This is a genomic window from Paraburkholderia kirstenboschensis, assembly GCF_904848585.1.
Classification (GTDB): domain Bacteria; phylum Pseudomonadota; class Gammaproteobacteria; order Burkholderiales; family Burkholderiaceae; genus Paraburkholderia; species Paraburkholderia kirstenboschensis.
In genome coordinates this window covers 73,077-99,284 of record NZ_CAJHCR010000007.1, presented here as the reverse complement: position 1 = coordinate 99,284, position 26,208 = coordinate 73,077, and the positions used below count along the sequence as shown (strand labels likewise).

Genomic DNA, 26,208 nt, shown 5'->3' with positions numbered 1-26,208 from the left:
TAAGCATGACGATGGCGCTCTCGAGCGCCATCGTCGTTTCTGGCTGCATAACGCGGACGCGCGTAATGCGGTCCGTCAGACGTGAACGATTTCCCAGTCGCTCAGTTTCTCCGGAATTTCGAGCGTCGAGGTGTCGACTTCAGACAGATGCGGGCAGGTCAAACCGCGCGCGAGATCGTCAGCCGCTTGTTGCGGGCTTGAAAACTCGCCGAGTTTGTCGTTGCCGTAGGATGCTTCCCAACCGTCCTCGCCCGGCAAAATGTAGAACGCTCCTTCGGTCGATCCAAAGCGAAAGCCTTTCATTTTTAGTCTCCCAATTGCCAATAAAAACCGCTGTGCAATGGCGGCTCCTTGCGTGGGATTCGGGGACTGTCCGACACCGTTTTGTCGCATCCAATCCACTGCACCGCATGGAGCGCCTGCTCTTGTAAAAGAGTCTATGTCAGCCGGCGACGGCGCAAGCGGTTGCGAAGAGGTTCGTTGGAACGAAAAATACACCGAAAAATCAGTGGGTTGCGCGTTTCATTTTGCGATGTGCAACGTGGGGCGACATTGCGAAATGACAGCTTTGTGCCACGCACCACGATTTTTTACGAAGCAAGGCCCCGTGTCGCATCGTGAAATTTCGGGGGTCTTGCAGATACACACCTGTATGCGTTCAGGACCGGCCTCGCGACAGCACGCGCTCCACGAACGTCAGCATCGCCCTATTGAACAGCGCCGGTCTTTGCAGCGGCGCGAAATGACTGACGCCGGGCAACAGGTTCAGGTCCGCGCCCGGAATGGCGCCGGCGAGATATTCGGCGTGCTCCCGTTTGATGAACTCGTCGTGTTCGCTCTGCGCGATGACAACCGGCACGGTGATTCGCGCGAGGTCGTCCGCAAAATAGTTGGGCTCAGTCTTCATCATTTCGCTGACGGCGGCGACGAATGCATCGAAGTCGTCGGGCGTGGCGGAAAGGTGTGCATAGTCCTGACGGTGCCGGCTGAAACAGCGGTCGATAACCGGCGTTCCTACAAATTCTTTTGTGCCGCCGGGATCCATGTTGCAGCCGAAGAAGAACACACCGGCAACGCGTTGCGGCGCCACCATGCCGAGCACCATCGCCACACACGCGCCGTCACTCCAGCCGACGATTGCCGCGCGTTCGAGCGCGAGCGCGTCCATTACGGCGAGGACGTCGGAGGCCATCAGTTCGTACTTGTACGGCCGCGCATCGCGCGTGCTGCGGCCATGGCCGCGGCTGTCGATTACCACCACGCGGTGGCCGGCAGCGAGGAGCGCCGGCACCTGATAACCCCAGTTGCCGCTGTGACCAAGTCCGCCGTGCAAAAGGATCACTGCCGTGCCGCTGCCGTGAGACGCGTACCAGATTCGGGCGCCTTCGTGCTCGACCCAGCCCGACTCGTTCGACGCGGGCAGCGGCGGCGCGCCGTGCGCTTCGAAGCGTTCAAGCGAGTCGTCGTTCGGTTCCGGGAAAGCTGCCATCGCCGTTGTCTCCTCTTCCATCTTCCATGCAAGTACTGTCATCGCAAGCGCCAGCCTGCCAGCACAGCGGCGCGCATAGCAACAAACCTACGAGATTCTGCTTGCCCCTTGCCCCTGCCGCCCCGCCGATTCTCGCGAACACACCGCAAACGCCCAATCGCCGTTCACTCTGAGTCGAGCTTCTCAATCAGCATCGCGACGAACGCTTCCGTGACGCGCGGCAACGTGCGCCCGCGCTTCTTGATCAGCGCGATAGGGCGCGTGAACGCCGGATCGTCGACGGGACGCACCACGAGTTCAGGCTCCGCCCTCACTTCGCGCGCCGACGCGGGCAGTATCGTCACGCCGAGCCCCGCACGAACCATTGCTACGGCGCTCATCATGTAGGTCGGCTCGCAGGCAATCTCCGGCAGGCAACGCGCGCTGGAAAACGCGCTATCGACAACCGCCCTCACGCTCGTGCCTTGCGCGGTCAGCACCAGCGGTGTCGCTGCAAGATCGGCAAGCGTGATGCGCCGCCGCTTCGCTAGCGGGTGCCGCTTCGGACAGACGACCACCAGTCTGTCGATGCCCGCATGCAGCACTTCCAGGTTCGCGTCGTCCAGAGCGCCGCCGGTTAATCCGATATCGGCCTCTTCGTTACGCACCAACGTATTGACCATGCTCGCGACCACATCGCGCACCTCGAAGCTCACGCGCGGTACGGTTTTCTTCAGGCTTTGCACGAGTTCGGGAAGCGAGCTTGCCGCGAAGGTCGGCAGGCAGGCTATTCGCACGGTGCCGCTCGCGCCGTCGCCGAGTGCGCGCGCGTCGATCAGCACATGCTCCATGTCGTGCAGCGACTTTTGCAGGAGCGGTAGCAGGTCGCGGCCCGTTGGCGTGAGGGCGACATTGCGACTGTTGCGGTCGAAGAGCCGCAAGCCCAGCGTTTCCTCAAGGCGCCTGATCTGCACCGTCAATGCGGGTTGCGAAAGATGCAGCCGCGTTGCCGCTTGCGTGAAGCTGCCCGTTTGCGCCACCGCGATAAACGCGCGAATGTCCCGAAGATTCAGATCCATGATTGTTTGTAATTGCTGCAATCAATTCATTTCAATTGATTTATCAGTGACCTGAACTTACGCTGGAACGCAGTAAAAAACAACATTGGAGATAAGCACATGCTGCCATTACTGGGGCTGGCCACCATCGTCGTGCTGCTCGGCGCCATTCTGTCGAAACGCATGTCGCCGCTGGTGGCGCTCATCATCGTGCCGATTGCCGCGTCGTTGATCGGCGGGTTCGGCTTTCAAACGAGCAAGTTCGTGATCGACGGGCTCAAGGGCCTTGCGCCGGTCGTCGGCATGTTCGTGTTCGCGATTCTTTACTTCGGCACCATTACCGACGCGGGCACGCTCGATCCGATCATCGACCGCATTCTGCGCGCGGTCGGCACGCGGCCCACGCGCATTGTGATGGGCACCACGCTGCTCGCGCTGCTGATCCATCTGGACGGCTCCGGCGCGGTCTGCTTTCTCGTCACGATCCCCGCGATGCTGCCGCTCTACGACCGTCTGAAGATGGACCGACGCGTGCTGGCCGCGGCCGTGTCGATGGCGGCCGGCATCAACTTCCTGCCATGGACCGGACCGATGATTCGCGCGTCCGCGTCGCTGCATCTGCCCATCTCGGCGCTGTTCAATCCGCTGATTCCGGTGCAGGCAATCGGCCTCGTCTTCGTGTTCGGCGTTGCATTCTGGCTTGGACGTCGCGAGGAAAAGCGGCTCGGTCTCGGCGCTGCGAGCGGTGCCGTGCCGATGCCAAAACGCGAACTGACGCCAGAAGAACAGGCGTTGCGTCGACCGAAGAATTTCTGGTTCAACATCGTGCTCACGCTCGTCGTGCTCGGCACGATGGTCGTGATGGGCGAAAAAATTCCGCCTGCGATCATGTTCATGGTCGGCCTGTGCGTCGCGTTGATGGTCAACTATCCGAACGTGGACATGCAGCGCAAACGGATCGACGCGCATGCACGCGCTGCATTGATGATGGCCGGCATTCTTCTCGCGGCGGGCGTGTTCACCGGCGTCATGCAGGGCAGCGGCATGCTCAAGGCGATGGCGCAAGCAGCAGTCGGCTTCGTGCCGCCCGCGATGGCGAGCCACATTCCCGTCGCGCTCGGCATTATGTCCATGCCGCTTAGTATGCTGTTCGATCCCGACTCGTTTTACTTCGGGGTACTGCCGGTTATCGCCGAGGTGGCGGGTCAGCTCGGCGTGCCCGCGGTGCAGGTCGGCCAGGCCGCATTGCTCGGTCAGATGACGACCGGCTTCCCAGTCAGCCCATTGACGCCCGCCACTTTCCTCGTGGTCGGTTTATGCGGCATCGAACTCGCCGATCATCAGCGATTCACGTTCCCCTTGTTGTTCGGCGCATCCATCGTGATGACGATCGCGTGCGTTGCGTTGGGGATATTCTCACTGTGAGCTTTACCGAAACAGGTGTGAGCAGCATGACAGCCACTCAGCATGAACGCCTTGTGCGAATCGGCGCGGGCGCGGGCTATTCGGGCGACCGTATCGAGCCCGCGGTCGAACTCGCGGAATATGGCGCGCTCGATTACCTCGTGTTTGAATGTCTCGCCGAACGCACTATTGCGATTGCGCAGCAGGCGCGCAGCAAAGACCCCGAACTCGGCTACGACCCGCTTCTCGAGACGCGCATGAAGGCGGTGTTGCCGGCCGCGCTACGCAATGGCGTCCGCATCGTCTCGAACATGGGCGCGGCGAATCCGCTTGCGGCGGCGCGCAAGACAGCAGAGATTGCGCGCTCGCTTGGGCTCGGCGACATCAAGATTGCGGCGATTACCGGCGACGACGTGCTCGATGCCGTGCGTGACGGCGACTTTCGCTTCGAGGAATCCGGCGAGCGGGTGGCGGACTACAAGTCGCGCCTCGTCTCGGCAAATGCCTATCTGGGCGCGAGCGCAATCGTCGACGCGCTCGCCGCGGGCGCACAAATCATCCTCACGGGACGTGTGGCCGATCCGTCGTTGTTCGTGGCGCCACTGATCCATGAGTTCGGCTGGCGTATGGACGACTGGCAGACGCTGGGCCAGGCGACGGTGATCGGCCATCTGCTCGAATGCGCGGGGCAAATCACCGGCGGCTATTTCTCGGACCCTGGTTTCAAGGATATTCCCGCGCTAGCGAGGCTCGGCTTTCCCATCGCGGAAGTGGGCGAGAACGGCGCCGTGGTCATCACGAAGCTCGCGCAAGCTGGCGGACGCGTGACCGAGGCGACGTGCAAGGAGCAGCTGCTGTACGAGATCCACGATCCGCAACGTTATTTGCAACCGGACGTGGTTGCTGATTTCTCGCGTGTGCATGTCGAGGAGGAGGCGGCAGATCGGGTTCGTGTGAGCGGTGGCAGCGGTGCGCCGCGCACGGACACGCTTAAGGTCTCGGTCGCATATTTCGACGGTTTCATCGGCGAGGGGCAGATTTCATACGCGGGCCCGGGTGCGCTGACGCGTGCCCGTCTCGCACTCGAGATCGTGCGCGAGCGGCTTGCACTGACTGGAGTTCAGACTCAGGAGTTGCGCTTCGACCTGACCGGCGTAAACGCCTTGCACGGCGAGACGCTTGCCGCTAATTCCGCGGAGCCCTACGAAGTGCGCGCGCGCGTGGCGGGGCGCACTGCATCTTTGGAGCAAGCTGTGCGCGTCGGCAACGAAGTCGAGACTTTATACACGAACGGTCCGGCGGGCGGCGGCGGAGTCACGAAGTCAGCGCGCGAAGTCGTTGCAGTGCAATCGGTGCTGTTGCCGCGCGAGCACGTTAAGCCGACGTTCACGATGGTGGAGGCGTGAGATGAAACTACGTGAGTTGGCCCATTCCCGAACCGGCGACAAGGGCAATACGCTGAACATCTCGGTGATCTGTTACGACGTGCGGCACTACGAGCATTTGCGCGCCATATTGACGCCCCAGCGCGTGAAGGCGCATCTCGCGGATGTCGTGCGCGGCAATGTCGCGCGCTACGAACTGCCGGCCATTGCGGCGTTCAACTTCGTGCTCGGCGAGGCGCTTGGCGGAGGCGTAACGCGCTCGCTCGCGCTCGACGCGCACGGCAAGTCGCTGAGTTCCGCGTTGATGAGCCTCGAAATCGACGCGCCGCCGTCGGTGTGAATTCGCCGGCGGCAATGCGCCGCCCTTCGTGCTGTGCTATTCGCCCGGCGCACTCAACTCATGCGCGCGTCGCAGCCTCTCGCGGCTGTTGCTCAAATGCATGCGCATCGCGGCGCGGGCGTCGTCGGGGTCCTGGCGCTCGATCGCAAGGTAGATGAGCTGGTGCTCGTTGAGCACGTTGCGCAAGGTCTCGATCTGGTCGAGTTCGGCAATCTCCGCTGAGCCAAGACGCGTGCGCGGACTGACCGCGCTTCCTAACTGGCTCAGTACGTCGAAAAAATAGCGATTGCCGCTTGCGCGCGCGATCTGCAAATGAAACTCGACGTCGTGCGCGAGCGTGTCGGTGCTGCCGCGTTCGAGTTCGGACTCGAAGCGCGCGAGCGCCGCGCGCATCTGCCTGAGGCTCTGCTCTGTGCGCCGCGCAGCGGCGAGCGCTGCCGACGCCGCTTCCACATCGATCCGGAACTCGATGATCGCCATCACGTCGAGCATGCTCGACAGATCGGCGGCGGGCAACTGCATGTTTTTCTCAGTGGTCGGCGCGAGCACGAACGTGCCGATGCCGTGACGCGTTTCCACCACCTTGGCCGCCTGCAGGCGCGAGATGGCTTCGCGCACGACGGAGCGGCTGACGGAGAGCTGCTTCATCATCGCGACTTCCGTGGGTATGCGGTCTCCTGGTCTCAGGACGCCGCGGCGGATTTCATCGGAAAGGGTGGCCACCACTTTCTCAGTTAGGCTGCTCATTGCTGTGGCTTGTTGACTAATCGGCTGAAAACGCGCGGGTTGAGGGTGCGCGGGACGTCTGGTGACGTCTGGACATTAGCCATCATAGCGTCTGTCGCGAAAATTCATGGCTCGCGCGATGGTGAAGCGGGTTGGCCGGCGCGGTTGTTCCTCGTTGTAGTGGGTTTATTGTCATCAGACGTCTTATTTTACCCGCTTTACCCACGTGCAGCCTTCCCGACGCGCTTTGTCACCCCACTAAACGGGCGTGCTAACAGGGGAGAAAGGGTAAACACCACATTGGAAACCGTCACATAACGGCGTTAGACTGTCATCAGACAACATATCTGTACGTCACTTTCCGCTTGCTGACTCAGCCAGCCGCCCGTGACGTCAGATCAAGACCGCTTGTCGGTCGCCACTGGAGACTCTCTTGACCTCTGCTCTCACCACCGCACTCGATCCATTGGGGTCCGCCGTCTCGAAGGTCAAGCGGCATGTGTTGCCGCTCTTCCTGATCATGTTCATCGCGAACTACATCGACCGGGTGAATATCGGCTTCGTCAACACCCACATGAAAACCGACCTGGGCATCGGCGCGGCGGCGTACGGGCTGGGAAGCGGGCTGTTCTTCATCGGCTACGCGCTGTTCGAAGTGCCTTCGAACGTATTGATGCAGAAGTACGGCGCGCGCGCGTGGCTGACGCGGATCATGGGCACGTGGGGTGTCGTCGCCGCGGCCATGGCGTTTGTGTCGAACGAAACGTCGTTTTACGTGTTGCGATTCCTGCTCGGCGTCGCGGAGGCGGGCTTCTTTCCGGGCGTGGTGTTCTATTTCACGCAGTGGCTGCCGCAAAAAGAACGCGGCAAGGCTGTGGCAATTTTTCTGTCGGGCTCGGCCATCGCTTCGGTGGTGTCGGGACCGATCACGGGTAGCCTGCTGTCCATTCGCGGACTCGGCCTGCACGGCTGGCAATGGATGTTCCTGATAGAAGGCGGCTTTTCTATCGTGCTGTGCGCGGTCAGCTGGATCTTCCTCAAGTCGCGCATTCGCGATGCTTCCTGGCTCACAGCAGAAGAGCAAGGCGTTCTCGAAAGCACGATCGCCGCCGAACAGGCGGAGCGCGTGGCACACGGCGGCGCGCATCTACCGGCGGTGAAGCTGTTGAAGGATCCGCAGATAGTGCTGTTTTGCCTGCTCTACTTCGCGATCCAGTTGACGATTTACGCGGCCACCTTCTGGCTGCCGACCATCATCCGCAAGATTGGCGGCCTGTCGGATTTCGAAGTCGGCATGCTCAACGCGATTCCGTGGCTCATCGCAATGGTTGCGATGTACTGCTTCGCATTGCTTTCGGCGAAGTGGCGTTTTCAGCAGGCGTGGCTCGCTGTGGCGCTCGTGATTGCGGCGTGTGGCCTCTTTGCGTCGACCTCGGGTAATCCGCTTCTGTCGTTCATCGCGATCTGCTTTTCGGCGATCGGCTTCAAGGCGGCGGCCTCGCTGTTCTGGCCGATTCCGCAGGGCTATCTCGATGCGCGCGTCGCCGCAGCGGTGATCGCGCTGATCAATTCCATCGGCAATCTGGGCGGTTTCTTCGCGCCCGCCACGTTCGGCTATTTGCAGCAGCACACCGGTTCGATCACCGGCGGACTTTATGGTCTTGGCGTGGCCTCGCTGATAGCGGCTGGGGCAGCTTTCCTCACGCGCAATCGGCGCGGCGAAGGCAACCTGTTGCGCGATCCGCTGCAAGGCAGCGCACACTGACCGCTGTTTCTCTGGCCGCCGCTCATGCGCCATGCGCGCAAACAGTTTACGTCCGGCACAGGTGGTGAGCGTGTTCGCACAATGCGTTGCTCATCACCGTCCGGCTCACCATCTCAACTGGTCTAGTTCCTATGTCCACGAAACCATCCATGTCGAACGATACGCCTACCGTTACTGAACTACGCGTCGTGCCAGTTGCCGGCCGCGACAGCATGCTGCTGAACCTGAGCGGCGCGCATGGTCCGTACTTCACGCGCAACATTGTGATTCTGCGCGACAGCGCCGGTCATGTCGGCGTAGGCGAAGTGCCGGGCGGCGAAAATATCCGTAAGACGATCGACGACGCGCGTCCGTTCGTCGTCGGTCAGTCGATCGGTAATCTGCAAGCTATCCTGAACAAGGTGCGCACGCAGTTCGCCGACCGCGATGCGGGTGGACGCGGCCTGCAGACATTCGATCTGCGCACCACGATTCACGCCGTGACCGCGCTCGAAGCTGCGTTGCTGGATTTGCTCGGACAGCATCTCGGCGTGCCCGTTGCTGCCCTGCTTGGCGAAGGTCAGCAACGCGACGCAGTGGAAATGCTTGGCTACCTGTTCTATATCGGCGATCGCAACAAGACGGACCTGCCGTATGCGAGCGGCGCCGATGGACGCGACGACTGGGACCGCGTGCGCACCGAAGAAGCATTGACGCCGGAAGCCGTGGTTCGTCTCGCCGAAGCCGCGCAAGCCCGCTATGGCTTCAACGATTTCAAGCTCAAGGGAGGCGTGCTGTCCGGCGACGCTGAAATCGAAGCGGTGACCGCGCTCGCCGAGCGCTTCCCGAATGCCCGCGTGACGCTCGATCCGAACGGCGCATGGTCGCTTGCGGAAGCGGTCCGCCTCTGTCGCGACAAACACGACGTGCTCGCGTATGCGGAAGACCCGTGCGGCGCCGAGAACGGCTATTCAGGCCGCGAAGTGATGGCGGAATTCCGCCGCGCGACCGGTTTGCCGACGGCGACCAACATGATCGCGACCGACTGGCGCCAGATGGGCCACGCGATCCAGTTGCAGTCCGTGGATATTCCTCTCGCCGATCCGCACTTCTGGACCATGCAGGGTTCAGTGCGCGTCGCGCAGATGTGCAATGACTGGGGCCTCACATGGGGCTCGCATTCGAACAATCACTTCGACGTCTCGCTCGCGATGTTCACGCATGTGGCAGCGGCCGCGCCCGGCAAGATCACGGCAATCGACACGCATTGGATCTGGCAGGACGGTCAGCGTTTGACGCGCGAACCGTTGCAGATCGTCGGCGGCAAGGTGAAGGTGCCGCAGAAGCCGGGGCTCGGCGTCGAACTGGATATGGACGAGATCGAGAAGGCGCACGCGCTCTACCAGCAGCACGGCCTCGGCGCACGCGACGACGGCGTCGCAATGCAGTACCTGATTCCCAACTGGAAGTTCGATAACAAGCGCCCCTGCCTCGTGCGTTGATTGCTTGCGACGCAGTCTATCGCCCGCTCATTCAACATTTGACGATATTCACGCCATATACAAATGACTTCACCGCAAGAACTTAAAGCGATCGTATCCGAAGGACTGTTGTCCTTTCCCGTGACCGACTTCGACGCGCAGGGCGACTTCCGCGCCGACACGTACGCGCAACGGCTCGAATGGCTCGCGCCCTACGGTGCGACCGCGTTGTTCGCCGCAGGCGGCACCGGCGAGTTCTTTTCGCTGACCAAAAGCGACTACACCAACGTGATTCGCACGGCGACTGAAACGTGCAAGGGCAAGGTGCCGATTCTCGCGGGCGCGGGCGGTCCGACGCGCGTCGCGATCGAGTACGCGCGGGAAGCAGAGCGCCTCGGCGCAAGTGGCGTGCTGCTAATGCCGCACTATCTGACCGAAGCTTCGCAGGAAGGGATTGCCGCGCACGTCGAACAGGTGTGCAACGCGGTGAAGAACATCGGCGTCATTGTGTATAACCGCGCGAATTCAAAGCTCAATGCCGATATGCTGGAACGGCTCGCGGATCGCTGCCCGAATCTGATCGGCTTCAAAGACGGCGTCGGCGAAATCGAGGCAATGGTGACCATTCGCCGGCGCCTTGGCGACCGCTTCTCGTATCTCGGCGGCCTGCCGACCGCGGAGGTTTATGCGGCGGCGTATAAGGCGCTTGGCGTGCCTGTGTATTCGTCGGCGGTATTCAACTTCATTCCGAAGACCGCGATGGAGTTCTATCGTGCGATTGCCGCAGACGATCATGCGACCACGTCACGGCTCATTGACGAGTTCTTCCTGCCGTATCTGGCTATTCGCAATCGCCGCGCGGGTTACGCAGTGAGCATCGTGAAGGCGGGCGCGAAACTGGTTGGTCGCGACGCCGGTCCGGTACGCGCGCCGCTGACCGATCTGACCGAAGAAGAGTCCGGGCAACTCGGCACTCTGATCGCGAAGCTCGGCCCGCAATAAGCGCTCTGTACGCGTTTCGCCGCGGGCTTGGCGCTACCCGCGGCGAAACACCACGTGCGAAATCCGCTGCACGAGCAAAGCAGCGGCGAGCGCCGCCACCGCGGTCAGCCACACACCGATGTGAATCGACTGCACCAGCGCATCGCGTGCGGTGTCGATCAATGCAAGCGTGTTCAGCCCTGACGGCTTCATGTCCGCGATCAACCTCAGGCGCGATGCTTCGTCGATCAGAATGCGCAGATCGACGAAGCGCGGCCGCCATTGCGACGCCGTCGGCTCGCCGAGCACGCTCATCGTCCGCGTGACGACATCGCGATAGTGGTGCTGCACGACCGTCGCCACGATGCTCGTGCCCAGCATGCCGCCCACCATTCGCGTCGATTGCAGCAGCGCGGTCGTGATGCCAAAGCGCTCGCGCCCCGCAATTTCCTGTCCGAACACATTCAGATTGTTGAGGATGAAACCCAGACCGATGCCGACCGCGGCCATCGGCAATTCGATCCACAGGTGCGGTGTTTCGGGATTCGCAAATGCAAGACCGATCGACGCGAACAGCAGCAACGCAAAGCCGATAGAGAGAATGCGCGTCGGCTTCTTCATGTGAATCACGATGCGCGTATTCAGCAGGCTGCCGAGTGCGATGCATGCGGCGATGGGCGTGGCGAGCAGGCCGGCCTGTTGCGGAGAAAGTCCGAAGCCGCCTTGCAGCAGCAGCGGCGCGAAGAAAATCAGCGAGAACATCACGAAGCCGGACAACATGCCGAGCGTGAACAGCGTGACGAGCTGTGAGTCTTTGAACAGATCGAGCGGAATGATCGGATGCGTGGCGCGCTTCTCGCACACGAACAACGCAATGGCGCCGACGATCACACACAGGGCAAGCGTGATGTTGCCGGCGGTCAAGCCGTCTTTCGGCACAGCTTCGATGAAAGCCTGCAGACCTCCGAGCACCGCGGCCACGAGCCCGGCACCGAGCCAGTCGATTTTGACCTCGCCGTCATGCGGCCGCTGAAAGCTCGGCAGATGCACCCAGATGAAGTAGAGCGCCGCCGCACCAACCGGCAGATTGATCAGGAACGTGGAGCGCCAGCCGAGGTGCTCGCTCATCCATCCTCCGAGCGACGGACCCGCCGCCGTGCCGATGCCGTACGCTGCGGCCATCACGACTTGCCAGCGCACGCGCGCGCGCGGGTCGGGGAACAGGTCGGGTATCGACGCGAACGCGGTGCCGACCATCATGCCACCCCCCACGCCTTGCAGGCCGCGCGCGATCACGAGAAACAGCATGTCGTTCGCGACGCCGCATAGCACCGAGGCTATCGTGAACGTGATCACTGCGGCAATCACGAAGCGCTTGCGGCCGAAGTAGTCGCCAAGGCGTCCGAACACGGGGACGGTTACGACCGACGCCAGCAGATACGCACTCGCGATCCACGCGTAGTACTCGAAGCCGTGCAGCTCCGCGACGATCGACGGCAGCGCGGTGCTGACGACCGTCTGGTCGAGTGCCACGAGCATGTTGACGAGACCGATGCCGAGCATCGCGAAGAGGGCGTTCCGGAAAGGCAGCGCGGTAGCAGCGGCGGTGGAAGTCACGGATCTGGGCAGGAAGGGCGATTAAGGTGAAGCACTAAGGGCGCGAGGTCTGGACAGGCGATGTGTCAAAGTTGTCTGACCACTTGTTCGTCATTATACGGGTTTGCCCCTAGCTAAAACTATTCCTCCTGGGTTGAAGAAAACTTAAGGGGGCACTTCATGCGCACACGCTAATCGCAATGGTTTGCGGCCGTCAGCAATTGATGCTTTCGATCTGAAAATCCGGCTTGTAGAGGGTTTGTCTCTACACATGCGGCCCGCATAGGTGCCGATAAATATGTCGAGTGGTCGTGCGATGCTGCCGCGCCGCCTGAACAATTAGAGGTGCGCGCAGCGGCCCATCGACCTCCTTCGACCGGACGAAACAGGAGCGCGAGCATGCATCGATTGAATTTCAAGCAGAAGCTCTGGGTGCCGCTCGTCGTCAGCCTGCTGGCGCTCCTCGCCGTGTCGGTGTCGGCGGCGTGGTTGTCGCGTGAGACGCGCGTTGAAGAGCGCAAGCACGACCTCGTGAATGTTGCGCACGTTGGGCTCAGCATCGTGAAGGAATATGCGGCGCTTGCGCAAAGCGGCGCGCTTAGCGAGGCCGATGCGCGCAAGCAGGCACTCGAGCGCCTGCGCGACGTGCGCTACGGAGAGGACGGCTACTTCCTCGTGCTCAACTCCACGCCGCGCATGGTCATGCATGCGATGAAACCCGCATTGGACGGCAAGGATCTCGCGGGCGCCGCGGACGCCGACGGCCGTCACCATTACGTGACGTTTGCCGCGACGGCGCAGGCACCGGAGGGCGGCTTCGTCGACTATGTGTTCCCGCATCCGGGTAATCCGCCGTCCGCCGCGGTAGGCAAGATCGGCTATGTCGTGCGTTATGCGCCGTGGGACTGGATCATCGCGACGGGCGCTTACGTCGACGATATCGACGCCGCGTTCAAAGAGTCACTGTATGTGCTCGGCAGCGTTTTCGGCGCGGTCGCACTGTTACTGTCCGCGCTCGTCGCGTTCACCAATCGCAGCATTCAACGCACGATTGGCGGCGACCCGGCCTACGTCGCGCAGGTCGCCGGTGAGATCACCAAGGGCAATCTCGTTATCCCCGTCGAGATTCGCGAAGGCGACGACTCGAGTCTTCTGCACACCATGCGGCAGATGCGCGACGCCCTTGCAAAGACCATCGTGCAGATAGGCGGCGCGGCCGAGAAGGTAGCGACCGGCGCGCGGGAGATTGCGGAAGGCAATACGGATCTGTCCGCGCGTACCGAGAGCCAGGCTGCGTCACTCGAAGAGACGGCGGCCAGCATGGAGCAGATGACTGCGATGGTCCGGCAAACGTCGGAGAGCGCGCAGACGGCGAGTCAATTGACGGCGAGCGCCGAGCAGATCGTCACGCAGGGCGGACAAATGGCGGCCGAGGCCGTGTCGACAATGCAGGAGATATCGACCGAATCGCACAAGATGGTGGAGATCATCGCGGTGATCGAAGGTATCGCATTCCAGACCAACATTCTTGCGCTGAACGCGGCTGTCGAGGCGGCTCGCGCGGGAGACGAAGGGCGCGGCTTCGCCGTGGTGGCCGGTGAAGTGCGCACGCTCGCTCAGCGCAGCGCGTCGGCGGCGAAGGAGATCCGCGCGTTGATCAGCCGCGCGGTGGGTCGCGTTGAGACCGGTGTTGAACTCGTCGACAAAACCGGTACGACGATTCAGGCGGCGAGCGACGCCATTGCGAAGTTGTCGGGCGTCATGCGCGACATCGCTGCGGCCGCCGCGGAGCAGAGCGCGGGCATCGATCAGGTCGGAGACGCCGTCACGCAGATGGACAGCGTCACGCAACAGAACGCCGCCCTCGTCGAACAAGCCGCGGCGGTGGCGCAAACATTGACCGAGCAGGCGAGACTGCTGGAAGCGTCGATTCATACTTTCCAGGTGCGAGACGATTCGCGTGGGGGTGGCGTGGGGGTGGGACGGGCGGCAGGAAACCATTGGGCGGGTTCCCGGCTACAGCCTTTGTAAGAGACGAAGCGAGTATTCCAATTGCATTCTGACCGACCGGAGCGCCGCTCGCAGAATGCCGCTCTCCAAGAAGGACAATTCGCCAATTGTCTGCAGCAAATAGCCAACATCGCAGAGGAATTATCGCGCTGTTAACTTTCCCTGTTTATCGCGGCAATGCAAAGGATTAAGATATCCGCCTTCGCTTATATCAGGCAGCCCAAGAACTAGAAGAATGATTCCTACACAGATCTTGATCGTCGGCTTCGGCTGTATTGGTCAAGCGGTCTTGCCCTTGCTTGAGCACGCATTCCCTTCAACCCCAATCCTCGTTGTGGACCGGGTACTGGACGAAGCACGGCTATCGATCATACGGCGTCACCAACTGAAAGCCATCGAGGCCACGGTTAGTGAGTCGAATTACATTTCTTTGCTTGGCTCCAACCTTTTGCCCGGCGGATTTCTCCTGAATCTGGCACCGAGTGTCAACAGTTGCGACCTCATCGAGTTGGCGCAAAGCCGCAGTACCTTCTATCTGGACAGCGGGATCGAACCGTGGGCTTATGAAGAGCAGGATTGGTCGCTGGTTACGAATCAAGCTCTCAGGTTTCGCTTGTTGAAATTTGCACGAGGCCGCGAGAACCGTGCGACCGCGCTGGTCGCACATGGCGCTAACCCCGGATTTGTATCGGTGCTGGTCAAGGAGGCGTTGCTTCGGCTTGCGCGAAAGGCCGAACTGCTCGCCGCTATTCCATCCGGACGTCAAGAATGGGCACAACTGGCTAGAGCGCTCGATGTTCGCGTCATACAAGTGAGCGAATACGATAGTCAGCATGCGGCGCTCCCCGCGCCGTACGAGTTCGCCAATACCTGGTCGCCGCAAGGGTTTATCACGGAATGCCTTCAGGACGCCGAGCTTGGCTGGGGCAGTCACGAGCCTCGGCTTCCCGATGCAGCGTATCGTCAGCCAGATGCTGGGGGCGCCGCGATTGCGCTGAGCCGGCCCGGACACCGTACTTGGGTGCGCTCGTGGTCACCGACGCACGGGCCGTTCAATGCCCGGCTGATCACGCACAATGAGTCGATTTCGATTGCTGAATATCTCACCTGCGAGTCTCCAGGTGAGTCTGCCTACAGCCCCACCGTTTACTACGCCTACCGGCCGACTGAGGCAACCAGTCTGTCGATGCAATGGCTCGATGACAGATCCGCTCACCGAATTTCGACACATCGCCTGATGAAGGACGACATCGAGTACGGCATGGATGAGCTCGGCGTCTTGCTGATGAGTTCGCGACATGGCGCGATCTGGTATGGCTCCCAGCTCGATATAAATCGTGCACGGTCTATCGCGCCGTATAACTCCGCAACCAGCCTGCAGGTCGCGTCCAGCATCACAGCCGCAATGCATTGGATTTTGAGCAACCCGGCGCGCGGCGTCATCGAATCCGATGCGCTTGACCATCGAACAATATTGGACGCTGCGGAGCATGCATGGGCTCCGTTATCGGCGCATTTCACCGATTGGTCGCCACGCATGGCAGACAACTCCTTGATCTTCGACCAATTCATACTGGAGCAATGAGTCGCTCTCATGAAACGCACGAAACAGATTCCACGCGCTGATTGGCCAAGCGAACTCGAGCGCATTGGCTTTCATTTTCACTCGCTCGATGAACATAACCAGCCACGCAAGGTCGATCGCAATACGTTCTACTACTGGCGCGAAGACGCCGCATACATGTTCAGCGAAGCTGAGATCGAGTCGCTGTACGCGGCAGCACTTGAGCTTAATTCGCGCTGCCTCGATGCCGTTCAGCATGTGATCGATCATGACCTGTTCTCGCGCATGGCAATAAAGCCGGAATTCGCCGATCTAATTCGCGCGTCGTGGGATAGGGACGAACCGACATTGTTCGGCCGGTTCGATATGACCTTCGACGAACACGGCGTGCCGAAGATGTATGAATATAACGCTGACACGCCGACGTCCATTATCGAAGCCAGTCTTGCCCAGTGGTTCTGGAAAGAGTCGGTTCAGCCCCGGGCGGACCAGTTCAACAGCTTGCACGAAGCGCTTATCTCCCGGTGGCGCTGGATCCGCAAGCATTATCCGAAGGCGAAAGTGCTTCACTTTGCCTGTGTGTTCGACAGCCAGGAAGATATCTGCAATGTCGAATACCTGATGGACACCGCGGTCCAGGCAGGGTGGTCGGTCAAACTCGTCGACATAATGAAAATCGGCGCAGATGCCACAGGGCGGTTCTACGATGCCGACGATCAACTAATCGAGGTTGCTTTCAAGCTGTATCCATGGGAATGGATGGCGCAGTCGGAATATGGTCCAAATTTGAGCCTCAGCACCGTGAACTGGGTCGAGCCGCCGTGGAAGGCCGTGCTATCGAATAAGGCGATACTTCCGGTCCTTTGGGAACTGTTTCCAGGCCATCCAAACCTGCTCGAAGCGAGCTTCGACGAAGCATCGTTTCACGGTCGTCCGCATGCGAAAAAGCCGATCTATTCACGTGAAGGCGAAAGCCTGACCTTGGTGGCCCCTGAAGGGCGCTTCCATAACCCGGGAGACTACGGCGACGAAGGTTTCATTTACCAGGCTTATTGTCCTGCGCAGCGGTTTGGCGATCTTTACACCACGCTCGGCGTATGGATTGTCGACGACGTGCCGAGCGGCTTGTGCGTTCGCGAAGAGGCTGGGCCCATCGCCAAAAACACCAGCTATTTCGTGCCGCACTTTTTTCCGAAAGATGGCAAAGTCGCCGCTACCGACATGCGTGAGGCTACGGAAAAAGACTTGCCGCTCCGCATGGCTGAACCGAAGAAATCAGGTGTGCCCAAGTTGCTGCTGATCGGCGCCTGTACGGTGTTGGCCGGTGGCGTGCTTGTGCACTCGTACTCCAATGGCGACGACGACAGCGAACTCGATACCGGTGTCCCGGTCACTCGTGCGAGCTATGACACACTTGAGGACTGCCTCGCCGACTGGACCACGACGGCGGACTGCACGGATGCGCCGATTGCCGGCGTGGGCGCGGATCTTACGGCCAGCGATACGGCCGCGAGCGCATCGGCGAGTACTGTATCCGGAGGCAGTGGCGGTTCGCATGCCGGTTCCGTTGCCCACTGGTATGGTCCGTACTACACACGCTCCGGCACTATCTACCACGCGGATGGTAGTCAGACTCAAGCGAGCAGCCAGCCAGGACCGCTCAAGCCGGCACTGACATACGATGCGGACGGCCGCCTGACGCAGTCTGTCGAGCCGGCTCCTGCGCACGCCGCGTTTATCGAGCAGGCTACTGTCACGCAACGCATTCTCAGCGGCCATTCAGCGACATCGATGCCGATGCACACTGCCGCCGTGATGTCGCGCGGCGGCTTCGGCCGCGGGGGAAGTGGATCGAGCCATGGCAGCGGTCATGGTTTCGGAGGCGGCGGGTCGTCGGGCGGGTGACGCTGTGGTTCCCGGCAGATCACATTGCGGTTTGTTTGCGATCTGGGGGCTTCCTGTCCGACGGCACAGGGCGTTTGCGATGGTGGGCCACGCAGCATCTATGCTACGGTTTCGTCCAGTGCCCTGACGTTCTTTGGCCGCGCACTGAGAGTAGCTGTCCGCTCGCCGATCCTCGACCCGGAGACCAGCATGCCACAAGCGACCCGCACCGCAGCCCTCGCATTGCTGTCATGTCTTGCGTTGACCATCGGCACATCGGCGCAAGCCGACTCATCGTGCGATCCGGCATGCGGCGCGCGCGGCCAGCTTCTCGATCATCGGGTCACGTCGAAGCTTAGCGCCGCCGAGTTGTCGGATCTGCTTGCATCGAGCCCCTCGGGGCAGCGCCTCATGCGAATGGCGGGTGCGCCCGCTTGCGGCGTCGAGGTCGTGTATTTCCGCTACCGGACTATCGGCGGGGCGGGGGAACCGACCACCGCAAGCGGTGCATTGATGACCCCGCAAGGCGAATCTCCGGCATGCGGCGGGCCGCGTCCGCTCATGTTGTATGCGCACGGCACCACCGCCTACAGCAAATACAATCTCGCCGATATCGAGCGATCCGACGCGGACAACGAGGGCGCCGGCGAAGGCCTCAGCGTGGCCGCGATGTATGCGGCTCACGGCTACATCGTGGCGGCCAGCAACTATGCGGGCTATGCCGGGTCCGATCTTCCGTACCATCCTTATCTGAACGCCGAGCAGCAGTCCGCCGATATGATCGACGCGCTGCACGCGGCGCGCGCGATGCTGAACGACGAAGGCTCGCCTACCGCCACGCGCGAGAACGGCAAGCTCTTCGTTACTGGCTATTCGCAAGGCGGTTTCGTTGCGTTGGCGACGCATCGCGCGCTACAAGCGGCGGGCGTCAAGGTGACTGCCTCCGCGCCGGGCTCGGGCCCGTATGCGCTTGCCGCTACCGCCGACGCCATCATTGCAGGTCAGGTCAGTCTCGGCTCGACACTTTTCACCACGATGGTGGTGACGGGCTATCAACATGCGTATAAGAACCTGTATCGCAAGCCGACGGAATTTTTCGAAGCCGCCCACGCGCACGATATCGAACGAGTGCTTCCGAGCGCACAACCTCTCGACATACTTTTCTCGCAACGCAAACTGCCGTCAACGCACCTTTTCAGCAGTACTCCGCCGGCCGCGCAGTTCGCGTCGGTAACACCGCCCGTATCGCCGTTTCTCACGCCGCCCGCATTGACGCCGCTATTCGCCGCAGGTTTCGGCGACGCCAACCTCGTGCGTAACGCCTACCGCCGCGCGCTTCTGGAAGACGCGGCGGCCAATCCCGATGGCGCTTTCCCCAATGCAAGCGCAAGCCTCGCGCCGGCGGCCAATCCCGCGCATCCGCTGCGGCAGGCGTTCAAGCGCAACGATCTGCGTAACTGGGTTCCGAAGGCGCCGGTCCTGCTGTGCGGCGGCGGCTCGGACCCGATGGTGTTCTTCTTCAACGCCCGTATCGAGCAGGCTTATTGGCTCAACGCCAAGGTGCCTGCGGGACTGACATCCGTGCTGGATGTGGACTCGTCCGCCACCGGACCCGACGATCCCTTCGCAACCGTCAAGCAGGGCTTTGCAAATGCGAAGGCATCGATTGCGCGCGGGGCCGTTGCCGCTGGCGCGACAGACGGGGGCGCCTCTGCCGTGTTGCGTTCTTATCACGGAGGGCTCGTTGCGGGCTCATGCATGATTGCTGCACGAGCATTCTTCGCGAACTTCTGAGTGCGCCTGCTTATAGCTTCAGCGACGCTACTCTGGCGCCGTCAATTGCCGAACAACGAGCTTTGCATGCCGCGAGGAGGCACGGGGCGTGCGCGTTTCGCAGCGACATTGGCTGCGTCTGCGGGTGCTTGCGCTTGCATATCCGCGGCGGCTTCGAGCGACGTCTGCCCCGCTTCCAGCGAAAGCAGCAGCATCTTGTTCGCGAGACCGCCCGCGAAGCCGGTCAGCTCGCCTGACGCGCCGATCACCCTATGGCACGGCGCCACGATAGAAATGGGATTTCTGCCGTTTGCCGCGCCGACCGCCCGCACCGCGTTGATATTGCCGATCTGCACGGCGATTTGTGCGTAAGTGCGTGTCTGGCCGAAAGGGATGGTCAGCAACGCGGCCCACACTTTCTTCTGAAACTCCGTCCCTTGAAACTGGAGCGCCAGATCGAACGTCTGCCTCTTGCCGGCGAAGTACTCATTCAACTGACGCTCGGCTTCGAGCAGAATCGGCCGATCGTCGGCTTGCATCGACTCTGCCAGACGCACGCGGTTCGGCTTGTCGTTTTCCCACAGAATGGCGGCCAGATGCTCGCCGCTGGCAACGAGCTTCAATTTGCCGACGGGAGAATCCATCAACTTGTAGGCGTAAGTCACTTATCTGCTCCTGCGATTGAAGTGAGACTGCGCGGCACGAGGCTGCAAATGCACGGATGCCGCACGCTGGCGGTGTCGCAATGATTCCAGTGTGGACTTCCCGCCTGCTGAAGACACTTCGGATCTTGCTGTCTATTTCGTCGTCAAGTATGAAGGATTTGTGCGCGAGACGGTCGGCTATCGCGAACCGGCAGCGTGGCTTCACGGTGCGCAACAGCACGTCACGATATGACTCAGTAGAATTGACCCTCCTGCACCACGGGCGCGGCCACCGGATCTTCTTACGACTGTGACAACAACACTGGAACAACTGCGAGCGGGACAGCTATCGGGCGCACGCCAACTGAAACTCGCGTGCGGGCTCACTGAGTTTCCGCGCGAGGTTTTCGACCTCGCCGACACGCTCGAAATTCTCGATCTCTCCGGCAATGCGCTGTCGGCATTGCCTGACGATTTCGCGCGGCTCCACAAGTTGCGCATTCTGTTTGCGTCCAACAATCCGTTCACCGAGTTGCCCGAAGTACTCGGGCAATGCCAGCAATTGAGCATGGTCGGCTTCAAGGCGAATCGCATCGGTACGGTTGCCGGCCATGCGCTGCCGCCGCGGCTGCGTTGGCTGATCCTCACGGACAATCAGATCGATGCGTTACCGCCGGAAATCGGTAACTGCGCACATTTGCAAAAGTTGATGCTGGCTGGCAATCGTCTGCGTTTTCTTCCGGAAGAACTGGCCGGGTGTTCGCGGCTGGAGTTGCTGCGGCTTGCGGCGAATCGGCTCGACGAATTGCCGGCATGGCTATTTCGCATGCCGCGGCTCGCGTGGCTCGCATATGCCGGCAATCCGTTCGGCGACACATTGGAAGCTGCCGCGTTGACCGATACGCCCATCGGCGAAATTGGCTGGGACGATTTGCGCCTGCAGGAGCAATTGGGCGAGGGCGCCTCGGGTGTGATCTACCGCGCCGACCTACGCGGGCGGGGTGGCGCATCGCGGTCCGTCGCGGTCAAGCTGTTCAAAGGCGCCGTCACGAGCGACGGTTTGCCCGACTGCGAAATGGCGGCCTGCATCCGGGCCGGCGATCACGCGAACCTGATTGCGGTCGCGGGGAAAGTAAAAGATCATCCGGCAAACGCGCACGGCCTCGTGATGGAACTGATCGAGCCGCAATTTCGCAATCTGGCTGGGCCACCGAGCTTCGAGTCGTGCACGCGGGACATTTACGCGGCGGGCGCACGCTTCGAAGTCGCCGACGTCGTGGATATGGCGCATGGCATTGCATCTGCCGCGTGTCACTTGCACCGGCGGGGCGTGATGCACGGCGACCTGTACGCGCACAACATTCTGCATGACGGCCAGGCACGTGTATTGTTAGGAGACTTCGGCGCCGCATCTTTCTATTCGACGGACAACCGCGAACGCAGCGTTGCGCTCGAACGTCTGGAAGTGCGAGCGTTTGGTTGTCTGCTCGATGAGTTGATCGACCGTTGCGATGGGAGCGACGGGAGCAATCGTTGCGATCGTAGCGATCAGCGCCATGTAGGCGATCCTGGTGCGCAACACCGCGTCGCTGAAAAGCTCGCGGTGCTGAGAGACAGTTGCCTGAGCGAAGACGTTCAAAGCCGGCCGCTTTTCGAGCAGATCGCATCGGATCTCCGCGCGCTGAAGGCTCGATGATGCTGAACTTGCAAGACGCTTGCGGGCCAGCCAGCTCGCATTCATCCGTTGGCGTCGATGCTGTTGTCGAGCGCCGCCGGCAAGGAGAGAAACCATGACGCAGGGAATGCGCCGCCGCGTGCTGATCGCCGGTGCTCTGGCTGCCGCCGGTCTCACGCGAGCGGCCGGTGCGGCAACGGTGGAAGGCGGCACGCCGAAGATCGCGCTCGTGCTGAAGTCGCTCAACGATCCCTTCACGGTCGCGATGGCTAATGCGGCAAAAAACTATCAGCTGCATTACGCGTCGCAATTCGCGTTGACGGTTCGCGGTACCGCGACGGAGACTGACACGGCCGGACAGATCCGTATCGTCGAGGATCTGATCAAGGCAAAGATGAACGCGATCGTGATTGCGCCGTCCGGCTCCAAAGCACTGACGGCCGTGGTGGCGCGCGCGATCAAGGCGGGCATCATCGTGGTGAGCATCGACAACCCGCTCGACGACGCATTGCAGGACGCCGCGAAGATCTCCGTGCCGTTCGTCGGACCGGACAATCGCAAGGGTGCGACGCTGGTGGCGAACTATCTTACCGAGCGGCTTCAGGCCGGCGACCAGGTGGGGATCATCGAGGGCATCGCCGCGGACCGCAACGCACAGGAACGCACGGCCGGCTACAAGGAAGTCATGAGCACGGCGGGCATGCAAGTGGTCGCGACCCAAGCTGCGGATTGGGAGTATGGCAAGGGCCGCGACGTCGCGACGAAAATGCTCGGCCAGCATCCGCAGATTCGCGGCTTGCTATGCGCGAACGACAACATGGCAATGGGCGCGGCGGACGCTGTTCGCGACGCAGGCCGAACGGGCGGCATCTACATCACCGGCTACAACGCGATTGAAGCGATCAAGCCGTTGCTTGCCGACGGCCGCGTGCTAGCCACGGTCAATCAGTTCGCAGACCGGCAGGCCGTGTTCGGCATGGACGTTGCGTTGAAAGCCGTGACTGAGCAGAGAAAGCAGCGCGAACTGTCGCGGACGATAGAAACGCCGCTGCAACTGGTGACGGCACCGAAGCGGTAAGCCGTTTGCCGCCCGGCAACCGAACGGCGAATGCGCGGCACTCCGACAAAGCGAACGGCAGACCGCCGGCTGCCACTCGCCTGAATAAGCGCCTGAGGCGCTGGACAACGTTTAGAAGGTATCCCAGCCGTCCGATCGGGTTGCAGCTCCGGCCGCGCTGCCAGCCCCAACCGCAGCGGCCGTAGCGGGGCGCAAGGTGGCCGCCGAAGTGCGTTTGTTCGCGATAGCCCTGTTGTTCGCAGAGGCGCTTCGTGCATGAGGCGCAGCGGAGGACACCTGCGGTGCCGACACCGCGGCGCCTTCGAGACGGAAGAACGACACCGACTGATTCAACTGCCGGCCCTGATCTTCGAGCGATTTGGACGCGGCCGCCGCTTCTTCCACCAGCGCGGCATTCTGCTGAGTGACCTCGTCCATCTGCGTGATTGCCTGGTTGACCTGTTCGATGCCGCGGCTTTGTTCGGCCGAGGCCGCCGCGATTTCGCCCATGATGTCGGTCACGCGCGCGACGGCCTGCGTGACGTCCGCCATTGTCATTCCCGCCTTGTCGGCGAGTGACGAGCCGTCCTGGATCTTCTGCACGGACGTGCTGATCAGATCCTTGATCTCTTTTGCCGCGCTCGACGAGCGCTGCGCGAGGTTGCGCACCTCGCTTGCCACCACCGCAAAGCCGCGCCCCTGTTCGCCCGCACGCGCGGCTTCGACGGCGGCATTGAGCGCCAGGATATTCGTCTGGAACGCAATGCCTTCGATCATGCCGGTGATCTCGGCGATACGCGTGGAGTTGGCGCTGATCTCGCCCATCGTCCCCACCATCTGGCCGACGACGCCATTGCCCTTCAACGCGACTTCGGATGCATTGGCGGACAAGGTGCTCGCCTGCTGGGCGTTTTCGGCGTTCTGTTTGACGGTGGCGGTCAACTCTTCCATGCTCGACGCAGTCTCCTGAAGGGACGACGCCTGCTGCTCCGTGCGCGACGACAGATCCACGTTGCCCGACGCAATCTCACTCGAGCCTGTCGCGATGCTGTCCGCCGCGTTGCGGACATTGCCGATCAGACGAACGAGGCTCGACTGCATCTCGCCCATCGATGCAAGTACGCTTCCTGCCGGTGCATTGCTCGCTCCAGGAACCGAGCGCAAGTCGCCCTCCGCGACGCGCCGCGTGACTTCCGCAAGCTCGACCGGCTCGGCGCCAAGCGCACGCAGCAAGCCGCGCGTGATGACGATTCCGGCCGCGACAGCGAGCGCAATAGCACCGAAACAGAACGCGATCAGCAGGTTGCGCTGATGTACAAACTGTTCCGCCGATTCCTGCGCCAACTGCATCGCATGATCATGCGTGGCGTCGGCGTATGCATTCGAAGCCTTGATCAATGCGGTGAGCAATGGCCTGCACTTGCCCGCGATTTCCGCGATCGCGGCCTCGTGTTGCCCGTTCACGGCGAGCCTGTCGATCTCTAGCGCGACCGGTCGGTAAAGCTGTTCGATCCGCGATATCTCGCCAGCCAGAGCACGGGCCTTGTCGGTCATGTCCTGTGCGCTCGCCACCATCGCACTGAATTTCTCAAGGTTGCTCTCCACTCGTTTCTCGGCATCGAGCACGGCGGCCTTTTCGAGTTCGATGTCGGCAGGTGACGAAACCAGCACCAGGTTGCGCACTGCCATTGCACGGTCGTCGACGGCGTTTCGCACCGACTCGGCCATCCGCGCGCGCGCATCGACGCCACTCATAAAGCCGGTGAAGCGCTCGTTCGCGTCGTTGAGCGCTTTCAGCGATATCGCCGAGACGATCAGCACGACGACAGCCAGTGAACCGAATGCGACAGCCAGCTTGGCCTTTTCCGACAGGTTACGAAAATTCATGATCTTGGACTCCAGTCGCCACTTTTCTGGCCGAAAACTAAGTAAAGGCTTTCGATTCCCTTTAACACGAAGGGGCAGCAGCGCACGATCCCAATCATTTGCGCCGATGCTAAACGCAATAACGGCCCGCGGTGCGGCGGCAATAGGGCGACTACTTGTGGCAATGCAAGCGCAAAGGTTTGCGCGTCATTGATATTCGCTATGGAGCAATTGCTCAATCAGAAATCGCCATACTCCGGTGATTCCAAGGCAATATGACTATCGCGTGACCAGGTGATGGCGGCCATCGCGGCTTCATCTTCGGCTGGTAAATTGCGGGTTGTTATAAACCTGAAGCGGAAGCAGACATTGGACGACTTATGAAATCTGAACTTCTGCTGCAAACTTACGGCTCGGATTCCTCCGGCATCGTGTGCGGCTTTGTCTTTTCGCCGACGCAACCGGGCCGGCCCATTTCCGCCGATGACGCGCTCGAATGGCTGCATGCGCCGCACACCGACGAATTTCTATGGCTGCATTTCAACCTCGCGCACAGCGCGAGCGAACGCTGGATGCGAGCGCAGCTAGATTTGCCCGAGACTTTTTTCGACGCGTTGCAGGAGGGTTCGCACTCGACGCGCATCGAACAGGCAGACGGCGCGCTGCGCGCGGTGGTCAACGACGTCATGTTCAATCTCGAGTTCATTCCGTCGGAGATCGCCACGTTATGGATTTACGCGCACCAGCGAATCATCGTGACGGCGCGTCTGAAGCCGCTGCGTTCCGTGGACCGGTTGCGCGCGTCGGTGAAAGAAGGGGAAGTGTTCCGCTCGCCGGTGGAGCTGCTCGTCCATCTGATGCGCGACCAGGCCGACCTGCTCGTGCAGATCGTCCGCCGCACGAGCGCGGATGTGGATCGTATCGAAGACCGGTTTCTCTCTCAGCGGCCCACGCAAAACCGGCTCGATCTCGGCGCGATGCGACGCATGCTGACTCGTTTGCAGCGGATGCTTGCGCCAGAGCCGGGTGCAATTTTTCGCCTGCTCGCAAGACCGCCTCGCTGGCTTCATCCTGAAGACGTGCAGGATTTGCGTGAATCGACGGAAGAGTTTTCAGTCGTGCTCTCCGACATGGCAGGTCTGATCGAACGTGTGAGGCTATTGCAAGAAGAGATCATTTCCCGGCTGGAAGAACAGAATAACCGTACGCTATTCACGCTCACCCTGGTCACGGTTCTCGCCATGCCGATCAACATCGTCGCGGGGTTCTTCGGTATGAATGTGGGCGGCATTCCGTTTGCCGAGAACCACCACGGTTTCTGGGTGATGGTGGTGCTCGTGGCCTGCTTCACGGGACTGACGGCCTGGTGGGCCTTTCGACGAAGAAAGGACCGATAGCACGGCGCCCAGGCGCGAGTCGCGCACACTATTGCCGACGCACTGGATGCCGGGAGAGCGGCAGCATCGAAACAAAGTCTGTCCGGACGAGGGCTGTGCCAACGGACGCTATAGAAAAATCAAAGGCCGCACGCCGCGTGTGCGGCCAACAATAA

Annotated in this window: 20 protein-coding genes; 13 read left to right on the top strand and 7 right to left on the bottom strand. The window is 61.4% G+C overall.

Going from position 1 to position 26,208, the window contains the following annotated elements; all coding sequences use genetic code 11:
- Window positions 1–75 precede the first annotated feature (75 nt).
- The 3 genes from JMY24_RS19600 to JMY24_RS19590 form a co-directional block, all read right to left on the bottom strand.
- Window positions 76–303, bottom strand: a complete 228-nt coding sequence (locus tag JMY24_RS19600; protein WP_128585098.1) for a hypothetical protein — start codon at window positions 301–303, stop codon at window positions 76–78.
- Window positions 304–658: 355 nt separating this feature from the next.
- On the bottom strand, window positions 659–1,489 hold the full coding sequence (locus JMY24_RS19595; RefSeq protein ID WP_128596236.1) for an alpha/beta fold hydrolase: 831 nt from the start codon (window positions 1,487–1,489) through the stop codon (window positions 659–661).
- Window positions 1,490–1,653: 164 nt separating this feature from the next.
- On the bottom strand, window positions 1,654–2,547 hold the full coding sequence (locus tag JMY24_RS19590) for a LysR family transcriptional regulator (protein ID WP_128596211.1): 894 nt from the start codon (window positions 2,545–2,547) through the stop codon (window positions 1,654–1,656).
- Between the two features lie 99 nt (window positions 2,548–2,646).
- On the opposite strand from JMY24_RS19590, the gene JMY24_RS19585 reads away from it, so the two are divergent.
- From JMY24_RS19585 to JMY24_RS19575, 3 genes are read left to right on the top strand one after another with little or no spacing between them, the layout of a single operon-like run.
- The gene (locus JMY24_RS19585) at window positions 2,647–3,951 is read left to right on the top strand and encodes a CitMHS family transporter (protein WP_128596212.1); all 1,305 of its coding nucleotides are present in this window, start codon (window positions 2,647–2,649) and stop codon (window positions 3,949–3,951) included.
- A gap of 26 nt (window positions 3,952–3,977) precedes the next feature.
- The gene (locus tag JMY24_RS19580) at window positions 3,978–5,336 is read left to right on the top strand and encodes an acyclic terpene utilization AtuA family protein (RefSeq protein ID WP_128596213.1); all 1,359 of its coding nucleotides are present in this window, start codon (window positions 3,978–3,980) and stop codon (window positions 5,334–5,336) included.
- Window position 5,337: 1 nt separating this feature from the next.
- Entirely contained in the window at window positions 5,338–5,655 is a 318-nt protein-coding gene (locus tag JMY24_RS19575) for an AtuA-related protein (protein ID WP_128585094.1), read from the top strand.
- A 36-nt stretch (window positions 5,656–5,691) separates the two neighbouring features.
- Here JMY24_RS19575 and JMY24_RS19570 read toward each other — a convergent pair whose 3' ends face one another.
- Window positions 5,692–6,402: a FadR/GntR family transcriptional regulator gene (locus JMY24_RS19570; protein ID WP_128596214.1), complete on the bottom strand. Its 711-nt coding sequence runs from the start codon at window positions 6,400–6,402 to the stop codon at window positions 5,692–5,694.
- Between the two features lie 412 nt (window positions 6,403–6,814).
- Between JMY24_RS19570 and JMY24_RS19565 the strand changes: the two genes are divergently transcribed.
- The 3 genes from JMY24_RS19565 (at window position 6,815) to kdgD (ending at window position 10,608) form a co-directional block, all read left to right on the top strand.
- Complete coding sequence (locus JMY24_RS19565; protein ID WP_128596215.1) at window positions 6,815–8,146, top strand: MFS transporter; 1,332 nt, start codon at window positions 6,815–6,817, stop codon at window positions 8,144–8,146.
- A 131-nt stretch (window positions 8,147–8,277) separates the two neighbouring features.
- On the top strand, window positions 8,278–9,627 hold the full coding sequence (gudD, locus tag JMY24_RS19560; protein WP_128585091.1) for a glucarate dehydratase: 1,350 nt from the start codon (window positions 8,278–8,280) through the stop codon (window positions 9,625–9,627).
- Window positions 9,628–9,690: 63 nt separating this feature from the next.
- Window positions 9,691–10,608: a 5-dehydro-4-deoxyglucarate dehydratase gene (gene kdgD / locus JMY24_RS19555; RefSeq protein WP_201702713.1), complete on the top strand. Its 918-nt coding sequence runs from the start codon at window positions 9,691–9,693 to the stop codon at window positions 10,606–10,608.
- A gap of 33 nt (window positions 10,609–10,641) precedes the next feature.
- Here the strand turns inward: kdgD and JMY24_RS19550 are convergent, their stop codons facing one another.
- Complete coding sequence (locus JMY24_RS19550; protein WP_128596237.1) at window positions 10,642–12,150, bottom strand: MFS transporter; 1,509 nt, start codon at window positions 12,148–12,150, stop codon at window positions 10,642–10,644.
- Window positions 12,151–12,582: 432 nt separating this feature from the next.
- Between JMY24_RS19550 and JMY24_RS19545 the strand changes: the two genes are divergently transcribed.
- The 4 genes from JMY24_RS19545 (at window position 12,583) to JMY24_RS19530 (ending at window position 19,435) form a co-directional block, all read left to right on the top strand.
- The gene (locus JMY24_RS19545) at window positions 12,583–14,214 is read left to right on the top strand and encodes a methyl-accepting chemotaxis protein (RefSeq protein ID WP_128596216.1); all 1,632 of its coding nucleotides are present in this window, start codon (window positions 12,583–12,585) and stop codon (window positions 14,212–14,214) included.
- 214 nt (window positions 14,215–14,428) lie between these two features.
- A complete protein-coding gene (locus JMY24_RS19540; protein WP_236597457.1) occupies window positions 14,429–15,778 on the top strand; it encodes a saccharopine dehydrogenase C-terminal domain-containing protein in 1,350 nt (449 codons plus the stop codon).
- Window positions 15,779–15,787: 9 nt separating this feature from the next.
- Complete coding sequence (locus JMY24_RS19535; RefSeq protein ID WP_128596217.1) at window positions 15,788–17,662, top strand: glutathionylspermidine synthase family protein; 1,875 nt, start codon at window positions 15,788–15,790, stop codon at window positions 17,660–17,662.
- Window positions 17,663–17,851: 189 nt separating this feature from the next.
- Window positions 17,852–19,435, top strand: a complete 1,584-nt coding sequence (locus JMY24_RS19530) for an alpha/beta hydrolase family protein (RefSeq protein WP_128596218.1) — start codon at window positions 17,852–17,854, stop codon at window positions 19,433–19,435.
- 41 nt (window positions 19,436–19,476) lie between these two features.
- Here the strand turns inward: JMY24_RS19530 and JMY24_RS19525 are convergent, their stop codons facing one another.
- The gene (locus tag JMY24_RS19525; RefSeq protein ID WP_128596219.1) at window positions 19,477–20,079 is read right to left on the bottom strand and encodes a methylated-DNA--[protein]-cysteine S-methyltransferase; all 603 of its coding nucleotides are present in this window, start codon (window positions 20,077–20,079) and stop codon (window positions 19,477–19,479) included.
- A gap of 289 nt (window positions 20,080–20,368) precedes the next feature.
- Between JMY24_RS19525 and JMY24_RS19520 the strand changes: the two genes are divergently transcribed.
- Together JMY24_RS19520 and JMY24_RS19515 are read left to right on the top strand one after the other, a co-directional pair.
- Window positions 20,369–21,754, top strand: coding sequence for a leucine-rich repeat-containing protein kinase family protein (locus tag JMY24_RS19520; protein ID WP_128596220.1), 1,386 nt, complete (start codon window positions 20,369–20,371; stop codon window positions 21,752–21,754).
- A gap of 94 nt (window positions 21,755–21,848) precedes the next feature.
- Entirely contained in the window at window positions 21,849–22,811 is a 963-nt protein-coding gene (locus tag JMY24_RS19515; protein WP_201702712.1) for a substrate-binding domain-containing protein, read from the top strand.
- A gap of 111 nt (window positions 22,812–22,922) precedes the next feature.
- On the opposite strand, the gene JMY24_RS19510 is transcribed toward JMY24_RS19515, so the two are convergent.
- Window positions 22,923–24,677, bottom strand: a complete 1,755-nt coding sequence (locus JMY24_RS19510) for a methyl-accepting chemotaxis protein (protein ID WP_128596221.1) — start codon at window positions 24,675–24,677, stop codon at window positions 22,923–22,925.
- 359 nt (window positions 24,678–25,036) lie between these two features.
- Here JMY24_RS19510 and JMY24_RS19505 point away from each other — a divergent pair, with 359 nt between their 5' ends.
- Entirely contained in the window at window positions 25,037–26,053 is a 1,017-nt protein-coding gene (locus JMY24_RS19505) for a transporter (RefSeq protein WP_128584842.1), read from the top strand.
- Window positions 26,054–26,208 lie beyond the last annotated feature (155 nt).